We start from the raw sequence: 13,935 nt of genomic DNA on the forward strand, positions 1-13,935 counted from the left end.
CCGTCAGCGCCGACGGAAGTTCTGATTGCGCGGCGGACCGCCCGGACCGGGGCCGGCCGTCTTCTGGCGGAAGTTGATGCGGCCGCGATCGAGATCGTAAGGCGACATCTCGACCACAACGCGGTCGCCCGCGATGGTGCGGATGCGGTTCTTCTTCATCTTGCCGGCCGCATAGGCCAGGATCACGTGGTCGTTGTCGAGCTTCACCCGATAATTTCCGTCGGGCAGCACTTCGACCACCGTTCCGTCGAATTCGAGCAGTTCTTCTTTAGCCATTCTGTCGTCCTTCGTGTGCCCGTAGGCGCGGGGTCACGGGCGGCCCGTCAGGCCGCCCCACCCTGCTCTGGCCTGCTGCGCGTCAGTTCGCGCGCCGCCGGGCGCCGTTGGTGCGTCGTTGATCTGTTCTTTGCTGCAAGAACGCGACGCCGCCAAGCCCTTCCTTGGCGGAACCACCGTCTTTTCGCGGCGCAGGCTGTTCGCTGCGCTGCGGGCGGTCGTTGCGGGGAGCGTCATGACGCGCCGCATCCGAACGCTGACCGCCGCCGGCCGGCTTGGCAGCCTGGGCAGGCTGGGGACGGCCCTGACGGTCACCCTGAGGCCGGCCCTGGTCGCGACCGCCGCCGCCCTGCTGGCCGCGTCCGCCGCGGCCCTGGTTCTGCGGCGGCTTCTTGGGCGTGCGGCCATCCCAGTACGGCACATCGCCCATCGGCGTGATGGCGACGCGGGTCAGCTTCTCGATCGCGGCGAGATCGCCGCGCTCTTCGGGCGTGCAGAAGGCGATGGCGACGCCCGACGCGCCGGCGCGCGCGGTGCGGCCGATGCGGTGGACATAGGTCTCGGCGACGTTAGGCAGGTCGAACTGAACGACATGGCTGATGCCATCGACGTCAATGCCGCGGGCGGCGATGTCGGTGGCGACCAGGATGCGCAGATCGCCGTCACGGAAGGAGCCGAGCGCCCGCTCGCGCTGGCCCTGGCTCTTGTTGCCATGGATCGCGGCCGATTTGATGCCCGAGATCTCGAGCTGGCGGACGACCTTGTCGGCGCCGTGCTTGGTGCGGGTGAAGACGATGGCGCGCTCCATTTCGGGAACGCTCAGGGTCTTGGCCAGCAGCGCCGGCTTCTCGCCGGGGTTGATGAAGATGACGCGCTGGTCGATCTTCTCGGCGGTGGTCGCGACAGGCGCGACCGAGACCTCGACGGGATCGGTCAGATAAGCCGAGGCGATCTCGCGGATCGGCTTGGGCATGGTCGCCGAGAACAGCAGCGTCTGGCGCTTCTTGGGGATCAGGGTGGCGATCCGGCGCAGCGCATGGACGAAGCCGAGATCGAGCATCTGGTCGGCCTCGTCGAGGACGAGATATTCGATCTCGCGCAGCGAGACAGCGCGCTGATCGACGAGATCGAGCAGGCGGCCGGGCGTCGCGACGAGGATATCGACATGCTGGCCGAGCGCGCGGATCTGCTTGCCGACGGGCACGCCGCCGAAGACGACGGTCGACTTGATCGTGGTGAACTGGGCATAGGCGCGGATCGAGGTTTCGATCTGGGCTGCGAGCTCACGGGTCGGCGACAGGATCAGCGCGCGCACCGAGCGCGTCTCCATGCGACGCGGCTGGTTGAGCAGGCGGTGGATCAGCGGCAGCGCGAAGGCTGCCGTCTTGCCTGTGCCGGTCTGGGCGGCGCCGAGAAGGTCGCGGCCCTCGAGAATGCGGGGAATCGCCTGCGCCTGGATCGGCGTGGGCGTGGTGTAACCTTCGGAGGCGAGCGCCTTGAGAAGCTGCTCGGCCAGGCCGAGGTCGGTGAATTGAGTCAAAATAGGTCTTTCCGGACGCCGTGACGCAAGGGGCACATGTGGGTATCGGCTGTGCCGCCGGATTGCGTCCGGCCTTGAATATTGGATCTTTCCTGCCGGCGAACCGCTAAGCCACAGCGCCGGAAGAGGTCTTTTTAGGGTGTCTTTGGAAAGCCGGGCGGGCGCGATACGCGCCTGCCCGGTCTATGGTCGTCAGTCTCAGGCGACGGCGAGGTTGCCGGCCGAGGACTTGCCGGTCTTGCGATCGGCGATCAGCTCGTAGGACACGACCTGACCTTCGACCAGCTCGCGCAGGCCAGCCCGCTCGACAGCGGAGATGTGGACGAAGATGTCCTGTCCGCCGTTCTCAGGGGTGATGAAGCCGTAGCCCTTGGTGGTGTTGAACCACTTGACGGTGCCCTTATCCATGGAAGGTAGTCCTTACGTTTCAGATCCGCGTATTCGATGAGGCCCAAAGCTCGACGCGCGGACGCCTCGCTCCGGTCTTGTAGTCGATGTGTGGTGGATCTGAATCGTGCCCGCCGACCGGGGAAGCCCGCGCGGAGGATTGGCCAGAACCCGGCCGCATCTCGTCTTACGTGGGTTGGGCTAGCATAATTTGCAAGCCGGGTCCAGCGCTCAGCTCCGGGTGGAAGACGGGAGCACGGAGCGACCACCGGCCCTCCCCGATCTGGCGAGCATCACCGCCAAACCCGCGACCGCCAGATCCGCCCCGCGCGAAGCGAGCCTCTGCAATGCCGAGAGCGGCCTCTTCAGCAGCCTGAGCAAGGCGAGATGCAGCGCCACCACCACAAACAGCAGCACGGGGAAGAACCAGGGCTCGATCTCCGGCAACGATATGGCCTTCAATTCCGGCTGCAGGAAGACCAGGACGAAGCCGTTGATCACCAGGAGATCGAGCGAGCGCCGGCCGATGCCGGCCAGGAGAGACGTCACACCGAAGAGCGGCGTCACGCCGCCTCCCCTAGGGGTAAAGCGAACCAGCAGCTGCACCAGCGCCAGGGCAAGGGCACAGCCAAGCAGCCCCGCCGCATAGAACAGCGGCAGGAAGCCGGTTTCCCCGTTGTGCATCCAGACCACGGCCTCGGCCGGCAGATTCGGCGGCGGGCAGAGGCGCACGGGATCGAACACGCAGCCGCGATTGGCCAGAGCGAGCCAGGCGAGCAAGGGCGCCAAGGGCAGCACTGCCAGCCAGGCCGGCCGCTTCAACTGCCCGGCCAGCGCCATGCCGAGCGCGAAGAAGACGAGACCGGTGAACCAGCTCTTCATCAGGAAGGCATTGGGCAGGACGGGGACGAGGAGGCTCGCCAGGGCCGCCAGCGCGATGACCGCGTAGATCGCCCGGGGAAAGCGGCTGAACACGGCATAGGCGATGAGCCGCACCAGCGCGAGCGAGACGAGGAACCAGACCACGATCGTCGAGAAATTCCGGCCTTTCAGCATGGCCTCAAAGCCGGAACGGCCGATTTCGAGCAGATTCCCCTCCCCGCCCAACAGCGCGTCCGCGGCCAGGCCGATCAGCCCCAGCATATGGACGAGATAAGCCAGCAGGATGAGGTAGAGCGAGGTCTTGACGACATTGCGCCAGCCCTTGGCGGGCAGTTTCGCTGCCGCCGCGCCCGAAACCAGAAAGAACAACGGCATCACGAAGGAGGCCAGCACCTTGTACTGAACGAAGGCCTCGTGAAGGAACACGCCGTCCGGCCGCCTCAGGAAGAAGATCTCGAGCGCATGGCCATAGAGCACGATCACCATGGCGAGACCGCGCGCGACATCCAGCAGCGCCACGCCCGGCGCTGCCCGCGCCGATGATGAAGCCTGTGTCGCAGAGAGCATCGCTCAACCCGGTTCCGCCGCAGATGAGACGAAATTTCCCGCATAGGTTGCAAAATTGCGTTATCAAGAAGCTTGCATTTGCAAGCACCCGGCATTTGCGCGCGCTTGGCGTCTTTGCAAGTACTGGCATCAGCGCAAGTCCTGGCATCAGCGCAGGTCTGCCTCCGCCAGCGCGGCAATGAGGGCGGCCAAACCGCCGAGATCAGCGAGCTTGCCGTAGCGGGCCTGCCCTTGCGGCTCCTGCGCGTGCTCCAGCGCCCAGGTCAGTTCATGGGGGACATGCACCGCCCAGGCCCCGGCCTGCAGCGCCGGCCAGATGTCCGACTTCAGGGAATTGCCGACCATCATCGCCCGCTCGGCGCCATCGCCATGGCGCGCGAAGATCCGCTGATAGGTCGCGACCGTCTTGTCGCTGACGATCTCGATTGCGTCGAAGAAGTCGCCGAGGCCCGATTGCGCGAGCTTGCGCTCCTGGTCGAAGAGATCCCCCTTGGTGATCAGCACGAGCTTGTAGTCACCGGCGAGCACCTCGAGCGTCTCGCGCGCATGCGGCAGGGTCTCGACCGGATGGGCCGCCATCTCGCGGCCAGCAGTGAGAATCTCGCCGATGACCGCCGCCGGCACCTGGCTTTTCGTGACTTCGATCGCGGTCTCGATCATCGAGAGCACGAAGCCCTTGATGCCGAAGCCGTAGAAGGCGAGGTTGCGGCGCTCCGCCTCCAGCAGCCGCCCGGAGATCTCGGCCGCCTCGCCATGCTCGCCGAGCAGTGCGACGAAGCGCGCCTCGGTCAGTTTGAAGAACTGCTCGTTCTGCCAGAGCGTATCGTCGGCATCGAAGCCGATGGTGGTGAGAGTGCGGCCCGCCATGCTTGTCATGCCGGCGCCGAATTGATGTTCGCAGCCTCTGCCAGCAGAAGATCGGCCAGCGCAGGGAAACGCGTCTGCAATTCCGCGAGACGCAATTGGTTGGTGCGACGGTTGCCGAGATCGACCTGGCGGATCAGCCCCGATTCCCTCAGAACGCGGAAATGATGGGTCCGGGTCGCCTTGGTGACCGGCAGGTCGAAGCTGCCGCAATGGCGGATTTCGTCGGGCGTGGCTGCGAGCGTAAGCACGACCTGGCGGCGCAACGGATCCGCCAGCGCCGCAAAAATCGCGCCCAGCTCGATTTCGCCAATCGCCGGATGGCCGGTTTCGTCTGGCAAAATGTTCACCTTTCTCGTCAAGGTACGACTTGTATCATACCTAAATTCATGCGTCATTGCACCGGCATCATTGGAGGCAACACCCCATGACCACAAGACGCGCCGCCATCATCAGCGAATTCGGGCCGCCGGACGTCCTTACCATCGAGACACAGACGCTGCCACCGCCAGCCCAGGGCGAGGTTCGCCTGCGCCAGACGGCGATCGGCTTCAACTTCATCGACATCTACCAGCGCACGGGCATCTACCCCTTGCCGCTGCCGACGGGCCTCGGCTTCGAGGCCGCCGGCGTGGTCGAAGCGCTCGGTCCGGACGTGGCAGGCCTCAAGCCGGGCGACCGGGTCGCCTATATCAACGCCGGCGTCGGCGCCTATAGCGACCGGCGCAACGTGCCGGCCGACAAGCTGGTCGCGCTGCCCGACACGGTCAGCAATGAGGCGGCGGCGACCCTGCTGTTCAAGGGGCTGACCGCCCAGTACCTGCTGCGCAAGACCCATGCGGTCCAGCCAGGCGATCTGCTGCTGGTGCATTCCGCGGCCGGCGGCGTCGGCCAGATCCTGACGCGCTGGGCGAGCGCGCTCGGCGCGACCGTAATCGGCACGACCGGCTCGCCGGAGAAGCGCGAGGCGGCGCTGGCCGCCGGATGCAGCGCCGTCATCGACCTGACCGATCCTGCCTGGCCCACGGCCTTTCTCGAAGCCAGCGGCGGGCGCAAGGCCAGGGTGGTCTATGACGCCGTCGGCAAGGACACCTTGCTGCAGTCGCTCGACTGCGCCGCGCCCTTCGGCCTCGTCGTCAGCTATGGCGCGGCCTCGGGCAAGGCGCCCGCGATCGACCCGGAACTGCTCAACAAGAAGGGCTGCCTGTTCCTGACTAGGCCCTCGATCTTTCCCCACAATGCCGATGCCGCGAGCTTCCGCGCCAATGCCGCCGATCTCTTCGACGCCATCGCCAAGGGCCATGTGCGGGTCGATATCGGCGCGCGCTTCAGCCTGGACGAGATTGCCCGGGTCCATGAGGCAGCGGAGGCGCGCAGCGTGAAGGGCGCGATCCTGATCACGCCGTAAAACGCAGAGAGCCGGGGCCGGCCGAACCCGGCCCCTTGCGTTCTTCTCAGCCTTCCTTGGCCCTGACCGCGCCAAGCGCCGCCTGTGCGGCGGCAAGCCGCGCGATCGGTACGCGGAAGGGCGAGCAGGAGACGTAGTCGAGGCCGACGCTCTCGCAGAAGCCGATCGAGGCGGGATCGCCGCCATGCTCGCCGCAGATGCCGAGCTTGATGTCCGGCCGCGCCTTGCGGCCGCGCTCGGTCGCGAGCTTCACCAATTCGCCGACGCCCTCCTGGTCGATGGTGACGAAGGGGTCGTTGGCGAGGATGCCCTTGGCCGTGTAGGAGCCAAGGAAGGAGCCCGCATCGTCGCGGCTGATGCCGAGCGTGGTCTGGGTCAGGTCGTTGGTGCCGAAGGAGAAGAACTCGGCGCTTTTGGCGATCTCCTCGGCGCGCAGCGCAGCGCGCGGCAATTCGATCATGGTGCCGACCTGATAGGTCAGGGCGACGCCGCTCTCGGCGATCACCGCCTTCGCCATGACGTCGATGCGCGCTTTGACCAAGTCAAACTCGGCCACGCCCATGACGAGCGGCACCATCACCTCCGGGATCACCGGCTTGCCTGTCTCCTTGGCGGCGATCACCGCCGCCTCGAAGATGGCGCGCGCCTGCATCTCGGCGATCTCGGGATAGGCAATCGCCAGACGCACGCCACGGAAGCCGAGCATCGGGTTGAATTCGTGCAGCTCGGCGGCGCGGTGCTTCAGCGCCTCAGGCGTGATGCCGAGCGCCTTGGCAACGGCGGCGATCTCGGCCTCGCCATGGGGCAGGAATTCGTGCAGCGGCGGATCGAGCAGGCGGATCGTCACCGGCAGGCCGTGCATGATGGTGAACAGCGAGACGAAATCCTGCCGCTGCATCGGCAGGAGCTTTGCCAAAGCCGTCCGCCGCCCGGCATCGTCATGGGCCAGGATCATCTCGCGCATCGGCTGGATGCGGTCCTCGTCGAAGAACATGTGCTCGGTGCGGCAAAGCCCGATACCCTCGGCGCCGAAATCGCGCGCCGTGCGGGCATCGTCGGGCGTCTCGGCATTGGCGCGGACTTTCAGGCGGCGGACCTTGTCGGCCCAGCCCATCAGCGTGCCGAACTCGCCGGAGAGCTCGGGCTTCTGCATCTTGATCTCGCCGAGCATGACCTGGCCGGCGGCACCGTCGATGGTGATGAAATCGCCGGCCTTCAGCGTCGTCGGACCGACCGTCAGCGTGCCTTTGGCGTAGTCGACGCGGATCTGGCCGGCGCCGGAGACGCAGGGCTTGCCCATGCCGCGCGCCACGACCGCCGCATGCGAGGTCATGCCGCCACGCGTGGTCAGGATGCCCTCGGCCGCGTGCATGCCGTGAATATCCTCAGGGCTCGTCTCGACGCGCACCAGGATGACCTTGCGGCCGGCCTTCTTCGCCGCCTCGGCATCGTCGGAGTTGAAGACGATCTCGCCGGCGGCCGCGCCCGGCGAGGCCGGCAGGCCGGTGGTCAGGATGCGGCGCTCGGCCTTGGGATCGATCATCGGGTGCAGCAACTGGTCGAGCGCGCCGGGCTCGATGCGGCCGACAGCCTCCTCTTCCGTGATCAGCCCTTCCTTGGCGAGTTCAACCGCGATCCGCAATGCGGCCTTGGCCGTGCGCTTGCCGGAACGGGTCTGCAGCATCCAGAGCTTGCCCTCCTGGATGGTGAACTCCATGTCCTGCATGTCGCGGTAATGCCGCTCCAGGATGCCGTAGATGCGGACGAGCTCGGCATAGGCCTCGGGCATCGCCTTCTCCATCGAAGGCTTGTCGGAGCCGGCCTCCTTGCGGGCGACCTCCGTGATGTCCTGCGGCGTGCGGATGCCGGCGACGACATCCTCGCCCTGGGCATTGATCAGGAACTCGCCATAGAGCGCGTTCTCGCCGGTCGAGGGGTTGCGGGTGAAGGCGACGCCGGTCGCCGAGGTGTCGCCCATATTGCCGAAGACCATCGACTGGACGTTGACCGCCGTGCCCCAGGCGGCCGGGATGTTGTTGAGTTCGCGATATTTGATCGCGCGCGCATTCATCCAGGAGGAGAAGACCGCGCCGACCGCGCCCCAGAGCTGGGCCTCCGGATCCTGCGGAAACTCCGAGCCGAGCGCCTTCTTGACGATGTCCTTGTACTTGCCGACCAGCACCTTCCAGTCCTCGGCGCTCAAATCGGTGTCGAGATGCAGGCCCTTGCGCTCCTTGTAATCCTCGAGCGCCTCCTCGAAATCGCCGTGATCCACGTCGAGCACGACGTTGGAATACATCGTGATGAAGCGGCGATAGCTGTCCCAGGCGAAGCGGGCATCGCCGGAGGCCTTGGCGACCGCCTCGACGGTGACGTCGTTCAGGCCGAGGTTCAGCACCGTGTCCATCATGCCCGGCATCGAGGCGCGCGCGCCCGAGCGCACCGAAACCAGCAGCGGGTTGGCGGGATCGCCAAAGACCTTGCCGGTCAAGCGCGCCATCTCGGCCAGCGCCGCCTTGGCCTGCCCGTCGAGCTCGGAGGGGAATTGCTTGCCGTTATCGTAATACCAGGTGCAGACCTCGGTGGTGATGGTGAAGCCCGGAGGCACCGGCAGGCCGAGATTGCTCATCTCGGCGAGATTGGCGCCCTTGCCGCCGAGCAGGTTCTTCATACCCGCTTCGCCTTCGGCCTTGCCGTCGCCGAAGGTGTAGACCCATTTACCGCCTGCCATCACCAATGCCTCTTCATCCAGCCACCGCGGCAACGCGACGGCGATCCAAAAGTTTCCAGCGAAGCGCCGCGGGCGCCATACAACGACAGCGCGGCGGAGACGGCGTGGTCATGCCGAAAAGCAGCTGAACAATCAATGAGCGGACGCCAGGATGGAAGCCATCGGCTCAGCCTGGGTTGCGCTTTGCCGCGCGCGGCCAGCGCAGCGGCCAGGCGACGATCCGCTCCGGCATGTCATCCTCGGAGACCTCGTCCTCGCTGCCGGAGACGCGCCCTTTCACCGACACGCCCGCCTCGACCACGGTGTGCGGATCGCCCGAGACCAGCGGATGCCACCAGGGCAGATCGCGCCCCGTCGCGACCAGCCGGTAGGCGCAGGTCGGCGGCAGCCAGCGCAGCGTGCGCACCGCGGCCGGCGTCAGTGTGATGCAATCGGGTACGATGCTGGAGCGGTTGGGGTAGTCCTTGCAGCGGCAGGAGCCGGCATCGAACAGGCGGCAGCCGACATTGGTCGCGAGGATCTCGCCGCTATCCTCATCCTCGAGCTTGATCAGGCAGCAGCGGCCGCAACCGTCGCAGAGCGATTCCCATTGCTCCTTGCTCATCTCCTCGAGCGAGGTCGTGCGCCAGAAAGGCTCGGTCGGGGGAGACTTCTCGGTCATGCCTGCGCTTATGCGCCGCTCCGCCTCGCGAGGGAAGCTGACGCAAGCGCGCATCCAAGCGAGGCTCCCACCAATAATCCTTGCGGTGTTGTTCGGAAACGGGACGGAGCCCGGCAGGCCCGAAATCTGCGGACAACGGTCGATCCTGCGCTTTCCTCCCTTACCTGGAGGCAAAACGGCGCATATGTGTCTCAAGTCGCGTATTGCGTTGCCAAGATCGTGTTACCAAGGCGGGCGCGGCGCGGCAGGACAGTGACGGCAGCTCTCTCGTGGAGTTCCAGAGCGGCGATGGAGTTCAGGAAGGCAGGCTGGGGGACACGTCTGAAGCGCCTCGCGCTTGGCGTCGATTCATGGGTCGATGCCGGTCTCTGGGGCTCGGGCCGCCGCGCCGGCGAGATCTATGAGCGCATCCGCAGCTTCGCCGACCGCTTCACCGCCACCGGCGGCAAGCGCATCGCTGCCGAATTCGCCAGCGAGGGCCTGAATCTCGGCATCGTCGGCAGCCTGCTGATGCTGTCCCTGGCGATCCCCTCCTTCCGGGAGGGGCGCGAGGAGGCGCTGAAGAACCAGGTCTTCGCCGTGACCTTCCTCGACCGCTACGGCTCGGAGCTCGGCCATCGCGGCGCGCGCCATGACGATTCGCTGAAGCTCGAGGAGATGCCCGACCATCTGGTCAAGGCCGTCCTGGCAACCGAGGACCGCCGCTTCTACGACCATTTCGGCATCGACATCTTCGGCACGCTGCGGGCCATGACGGTCAATGCGCGCGCCTCCGGCGTCGTCCAGGGCGGCTCCTCGCTGACACAGCAGCTCGCCAAGAACCTCTTCCTCAGCAATGAGCGCTCGCTCGACCGCAAGATCAAGGAAGCCTTCCTGGCGCTCTGGCTGGAAGCCCGATTGAGCAAGAACGAGATCCTGAAGCTCTATCTCGACCGCGCCTATATGGGTGGCGGCACCTTCGGCGTGGCCGCGGCGGCTGAGTATTACTTCGGCAAATCGGTCAGGGACGTGTCGCTTGCGGAAGCTGCGATGCTGGCCGGGCTGTTCAAGGCGCCGACGAAATACGCCCCCCATGTCAACCTGCCCGCCGCCCGCGCGCGCGCCGGCGACGTGCTGAACGCGATGGTCGATGCCGGCTTCCTGACGGCGGGCCAGATCGACAGCGCCAAACGCAATCCGGCCACGCCGGTCGACCGCAAGCGGGATTCCAACCCGGACTATTATCTCGACTGGGCCTTCGACGAGATCAAACACCTGGCCGACGAGGGCAAGCTCGGCTCGGATCGGGTGCTGACCGTGAAGACGCCGCATGATCCCGCGATCCAGGGGCAGGCGGAGAAGGCGATCGAGCAGGTCCTGCGCCAGAACGGCCCCGCCTACCGGGTCAAGCAGGCCGCGACCACCGTCATGGATCCGGACGGGGCGGTGCGGGCCATGGTCGGCGGGCGCGACTACGGCATCAGCCAGTTCAACCGCGCGACGTCGAGCCTGCGGCAGCCGGGATCGTCCTTCAAGCCCTTCGTCTATGCGGCAGCGCTGTCGGCAGGTCTTTACCGGCCCAACACCATCGTCACCGACCGCCCGATCTGCATCGGCAACTGGTGCCCGAACAATTACGGGCGCTCCTATGCCGGCTCGATCCCGCTGACCGTGGCGCTGGCGAAATCGATCAATACGATCCCGGTGCAGATGTCGATTGCGATGGGCAAGGCGACCGGCGAGACGCATGAGGCCCGCGCTGCCCGCATCGGCCGGATGAAGATCATCGAGACCGGCCGGGCCATGGGCCTGACCACGCCGCTGACCGACACCGTGTCCCTGCCGATCGGCGCGGCCGAGGTCACGGTGATCGACATGGCAGCCGGCTATTCGGTCTTCGCCAATGGCGGCAAGCGCGCAAAACCCTATGTCGCGATCGAGATCCGCAACTCGCAGGGCGAGGAGATCTACCGGCACGACCGCGACGAGCCGGCGCCGGAGCAGGTCCTGAGCACCCAGGTGGCGCAGGACATGAACTTCATGCTCTCCAAGGTGCCGACAGAAGGCACCGGCCGGCGCGCAGCGCTGGACGGCGTCGTGACCGCCGGCAAGACCGGCACCACGAACGGCTACAAGGACGCCTGGTATGTCGGCTTCTCCGGCAATCTCGTCGGCGCGGTCTGGTTCGGCAATGACGACAGCTCCGAGACCGCGAACATGACCGGCGGTTCCCTGCCGGCGATGGCCTGGAAGGAGATCATGCAGTTCGCCCATCAGGGGCTCGAACTGAAGCCGATCCCGGGCGTCACACCCCCGACAGACCCCAAGGCCATGACGATCGCTAGGGCGGGCAGCCCGGAGACGTCGCGCGTTGCCCTGGTTTCGGGCCCCGGCGCCGGCCATATGCCGCGGCAATCCTTCGAGGTGCTCTCGGCGGTCGGCGCCATGTTCAAGACGATCGAACCTGCCCGCGCGCGCGGAACATCCATTCAGGTTGGCATCCGCGAGGTCTCTTCGCCGGGACGCGAGACGCGCCTGCGCTAACATAGGTTGCCGGTCGCTGGGCCCAGGTTGACGCGGCGGGCCGGGCTGGTTCAACTCCGGCCGCCGGCCTGTCGTCAGCCGGTTCGGAAAGCAAGGCCATGCGCGCGCTGGATCTCGCTTACGTCGTCGCACTCGGTGCCGGGCTGGGGCTCGGCTCGGCCCATTTCGCCGTCGCCGGCAGGCCGCTGCTCGGCATGGTCCGGATCGGCCCGTGGGACACCTGGCCGCGCGGCGGCGGGCGCGATGTCGACCCCTATATGCGCGCCTATCTGGCGCGCGGCATCCATGTGCCGCTGGGCGCGGGCGAAGGCCTAGAACTGATCGCGAGCCGCGACGATCGCGGCCAGGCGCTCGACGGGCGTTGCCGTTATCTGGTCTCGGGCGCGACGCCGACGACGCGTGGCTGGTCATTGAGCGTCACCGACATGGATGGGCGGCCGTTCCGCCTGCCGCTCGACCGCAGCGGCTTCACCGATGCGGAAGTCGTCCGCGAGGAGAGCGGCACGCTGCGCATCGCGGCGGCGGCCGAGCCGCAAACCGGAAACTGGCTGCCGCTACCGGGTAGCGGGCGTTTCCAGCTCCGGCTGCGGCTCTACGACACGCCGATTTCGAGCCAGGCCGGTGAATTGCGGCCCGATGTCCTGCCCGGCATCGTCCGGCTCGGCTGCTGATGACGACGCTCGACCAGTCTCCGGAACGCGAGACGGCGCCGATGCCCCCGGGCCAGGCCGACGCAACACTGCGGCGGCGTCGGCCCATGCGGATCCTCAGTGCAGCCCGGCGCCTCGCCTATGGAACGATTGCGGGGCTGGTGCTCGCCGGCATCGTCCACATCGTCACCGTTCTGCTGATCCCGCTCCTCTCCAACCGCGACGCCACCAGCGCCTATCTCTCGCTGGGCACTAGCGGCCATGCCGAGCTTGTCTCGCCGCGCGGAGCCGACAGCGGACTGCCGGTGCCGCGCGAGGCCGATCCTGCGGCCGTGACCGCGATCTGCAGCTACGATCTCTCCGCCGGCCCAATGCGCGTCGTCGCGCGCACCGGCACATTGCCGCTCGGACTGACGCTGCATCGGCGCGGCGGCGGCGTGCTCTACGCCATCACCGACCGCGCCGCGATCCGCGGCGTGGTCGAGTTCCTGGTGATGACGGAGGAACAGCGCGACGAGAGAGCGGCGCGCGACGAGGAGGGCGAGGCCGTGCGTGAATTGCGCATCGTCTCCGACACGATGCAGGGTCTGATCGTCGCCCGTGTGCTGGCGAAACATCCATCCGACCGTGAAGACGCCGAGGCGCTGGCGGCAGCTGTCGCCTGCGGGCTTGCCGAATGATCAGCCCTTGTAGACGACCGGCGGCCTTGGCGTCCCTTCGGCAGGCTCTTGCGCGCCCGTGCCCCCGCCTCCGCCTCTGCCGAAGACGCCGATGAGCGGCAGCTTGCACGCCGGCCCGGCTTCCGCTTCCAGCGCCATGATGCTGCGCTCGGCCTTGATCGCCTCGCGCGACGGCATCTCGACCACGAGGTTCGCCAGCGCGTAGCGGTAGCTTTCGATCCGGAAGGCCACGCGCTCGCAGACCCAGAGGATCAGCCCCTCATTCTCGACGACGCGGGCCATGGCGGGGTCGGCCTTCTCGGGCGGCACCAGGGGCGAGCCTTCGACGGCGCGCATGCGCACGCGATCAGCCGCCACGACGCGCGCCGCATTGCCGCGAAACGGCGTCACCAGCAGGCGGTCGGCATTGGCATCCCCGGCGAGCCTGTTGTAGCGCGAGGCCTGCGAGGCGTAGGAGCCGCCGGTCAGGCCACGAAAATAGTCGGATGCCGCGTTCGACTGCGCCGCGACCGGCAGGATGCGCGCATGAGCGAGATCGGAGACCTGGCGCTCGAAAAAATTGCGCTCATGCGCCGGCATGACCAGCCGCCAGGCCCTGTCGCGCAATTGCTCCTCGTCATCGGTCATCCTGAAATAGGAGGCCGCCTCGCCACGAAAGGTCGCCGACCAGAAACCGGCCTGCGGCGCGATCGTATCGCTCCAGAGATTCGGACGTGGACGTCCCAGATCGCCCGTGCAGGCGCTTCCCGCCAGGGCGAGCAGCAAG

13 protein-coding genes are annotated in these 13,935 nt (G+C 66.9%); 4 read left to right on the forward strand and 9 right to left on the reverse strand.

Going from position 1 to position 13,935, the window contains the following annotated elements:
• Window positions 1-3 precede the first annotated feature (3 nt).
• From infA to RMR04_RS22665, 6 genes are all read right to left on the reverse strand, one after another.
• Complete coding sequence (gene infA, locus RMR04_RS22640; RefSeq protein ID WP_311910711.1) at window positions 4-276, reverse strand: translation initiation factor IF-1; 273 nt, start codon at window positions 274-276, stop codon at window positions 4-6.
• 82 nt (window positions 277-358) lie between these two features.
• A complete protein-coding gene (locus RMR04_RS22645; RefSeq protein WP_311910712.1) occupies window positions 359-1,816 on the reverse strand; it encodes a DEAD/DEAH box helicase in 1,458 nt (485 codons plus the stop codon).
• Window positions 1,817-2,014: 198 nt separating this feature from the next.
• Window positions 2,015-2,224 carry a cold-shock protein gene (locus tag RMR04_RS22650; protein ID WP_103720295.1) on the reverse strand — a complete coding sequence of 70 codons (210 nt, stop codon included), beginning with the start codon at window positions 2,222-2,224 and terminating at the stop codon, window positions 2,015-2,017.
• 210 nt (window positions 2,225-2,434) lie between these two features.
• The gene (locus RMR04_RS22655) at window positions 2,435-3,652 is read right to left on the reverse strand and encodes an acyltransferase family protein (RefSeq protein ID WP_311910713.1); all 1,218 of its coding nucleotides are present in this window, start codon (window positions 3,650-3,652) and stop codon (window positions 2,435-2,437) included.
• A gap of 147 nt (window positions 3,653-3,799) precedes the next feature.
• Window positions 3,800-4,519, reverse strand: coding sequence for an HAD family hydrolase (locus RMR04_RS22660; RefSeq protein ID WP_311910714.1), 720 nt, complete (start codon window positions 4,517-4,519; stop codon window positions 3,800-3,802).
• 5 nt (window positions 4,520-4,524) lie between these two features.
• Complete coding sequence (locus RMR04_RS22665; protein ID WP_311910715.1) at window positions 4,525-4,914, reverse strand: ArsR/SmtB family transcription factor; 390 nt, start codon at window positions 4,912-4,914, stop codon at window positions 4,525-4,527.
• Between the two features lie 29 nt (window positions 4,915-4,943).
• Here RMR04_RS22665 and RMR04_RS22670 point away from each other — a divergent pair, with 29 nt between their 5' ends.
• Window positions 4,944-5,924 carry a quinone oxidoreductase family protein gene (locus RMR04_RS22670; RefSeq protein ID WP_311910716.1) on the forward strand — a complete coding sequence of 327 codons (981 nt, stop codon included), beginning with the start codon at window positions 4,944-4,946 and terminating at the stop codon, window positions 5,922-5,924.
• Between the two features lie 46 nt (window positions 5,925-5,970).
• On the opposite strand, the gene ppdK is transcribed toward RMR04_RS22670, so the two are convergent.
• Together ppdK and RMR04_RS22680 are read right to left on the reverse strand one after the other, a co-directional pair.
• Window positions 5,971-8,655, reverse strand: coding sequence for a pyruvate, phosphate dikinase (gene ppdK, locus RMR04_RS22675; protein ID WP_311910717.1), 2,685 nt, complete (start codon window positions 8,653-8,655; stop codon window positions 5,971-5,973).
• A 166-nt stretch (window positions 8,656-8,821) separates the two neighbouring features.
• Complete coding sequence (locus tag RMR04_RS22680; RefSeq protein WP_311910718.1) at window positions 8,822-9,316, reverse strand: YcgN family cysteine cluster protein; 495 nt, start codon at window positions 9,314-9,316, stop codon at window positions 8,822-8,824.
• Window positions 9,317-9,604: 288 nt separating this feature from the next.
• On the opposite strand from RMR04_RS22680, the gene RMR04_RS22685 reads away from it, so the two are divergent.
• The 3 genes from RMR04_RS22685 (at window position 9,605) to RMR04_RS22695 (ending at window position 13,169) form a co-directional block, all read left to right on the forward strand.
• Window positions 9,605-11,839 carry a transglycosylase domain-containing protein gene (locus RMR04_RS22685; RefSeq protein WP_311910719.1) on the forward strand — a complete coding sequence of 745 codons (2,235 nt, stop codon included), beginning with the start codon at window positions 9,605-9,607 and terminating at the stop codon, window positions 11,837-11,839.
• A 98-nt stretch (window positions 11,840-11,937) separates the two neighbouring features.
• A complete protein-coding gene (locus RMR04_RS22690; protein WP_311910720.1) occupies window positions 11,938-12,510 on the forward strand; it encodes a DUF1214 domain-containing protein in 573 nt (190 codons plus the stop codon).
• On the forward strand, window positions 12,510-13,169 hold the full coding sequence (locus RMR04_RS22695) for a DUF1254 domain-containing protein (RefSeq protein WP_311910721.1): 660 nt from the start codon (window positions 12,510-12,512) through the stop codon (window positions 13,167-13,169). Before RMR04_RS22690 ends, RMR04_RS22695 begins: the two co-directional genes overlap by 1 nt.
• Here RMR04_RS22695 and RMR04_RS22700 read toward each other — a convergent pair whose 3' ends face one another.
• Window positions 13,170-13,934 carry a hypothetical protein gene (locus tag RMR04_RS22700; RefSeq protein ID WP_311910723.1) on the reverse strand — a complete coding sequence of 255 codons (765 nt, stop codon included), beginning with the start codon at window positions 13,932-13,934 and terminating at the stop codon, window positions 13,170-13,172. It lies immediately after the preceding gene.
• Window position 13,935 lies beyond the last annotated feature (1 nt).

It is taken from the genome of Bosea sp. 685 (genome assembly GCF_031884435.1).
In the GTDB taxonomy this organism is placed as follows: domain Bacteria; phylum Pseudomonadota; class Alphaproteobacteria; order Rhizobiales; family Beijerinckiaceae; genus Allobosea.

Excerpts from the sequence above, each read along its gene's own strand:
- infA (WP_311910711.1), bottom strand. The coding sequence starts at position 276 with ATGGCTAAAGAAGAACTGCTCGAATTCGACGGAACGGTGGTCGAAGTG.
- RMR04_RS22650 (WP_103720295.1), bottom strand. The coding sequence starts at position 2,224 with ATGGATAAGGGCACCGTCAAGTGGTTCAACACCACCAAGGGCTACGGC.
- RMR04_RS22655 (WP_311910713.1), bottom strand. The coding sequence starts at position 3,652 with ATGCTCTCTGCGACACAGGCTTCATCATCGGCGCGGGCAGCGCCGGGC.
- RMR04_RS22660 (WP_311910714.1), bottom strand. The coding sequence starts at position 4,519 with ATGGCGGGCCGCACTCTCACCACCATCGGCTTCGATGCCGACGATACG.
- RMR04_RS22665 (WP_311910715.1), bottom strand. The coding sequence starts at position 4,914 with ATGACGCATGAATTTAGGTATGATACAAGTCGTACCTTGACGAGAAAG.
- RMR04_RS22670 (WP_311910716.1), top strand. The coding sequence starts at position 4,944 with ATGACCACAAGACGCGCCGCCATCATCAGCGAATTCGGGCCGCCGGAC.
- ppdK (WP_311910717.1), bottom strand. The coding sequence starts at position 8,655 with ATGGCAGGCGGTAAATGGGTCTACACCTTCGGCGACGGCAAGGCCGAA.
- RMR04_RS22680 (WP_311910718.1), bottom strand. The coding sequence starts at position 9,316 with ATGACCGAGAAGTCTCCCCCGACCGAGCCTTTCTGGCGCACGACCTCG.
- RMR04_RS22685 (WP_311910719.1), top strand. The coding sequence starts at position 9,605 with ATGGAGTTCAGGAAGGCAGGCTGGGGGACACGTCTGAAGCGCCTCGCG.
- RMR04_RS22690 (WP_311910720.1), top strand. The coding sequence starts at position 11,938 with ATGCGCGCGCTGGATCTCGCTTACGTCGTCGCACTCGGTGCCGGGCTG.
- RMR04_RS22695 (WP_311910721.1), top strand. The coding sequence starts at position 12,510 with ATGACGACGCTCGACCAGTCTCCGGAACGCGAGACGGCGCCGATGCCC.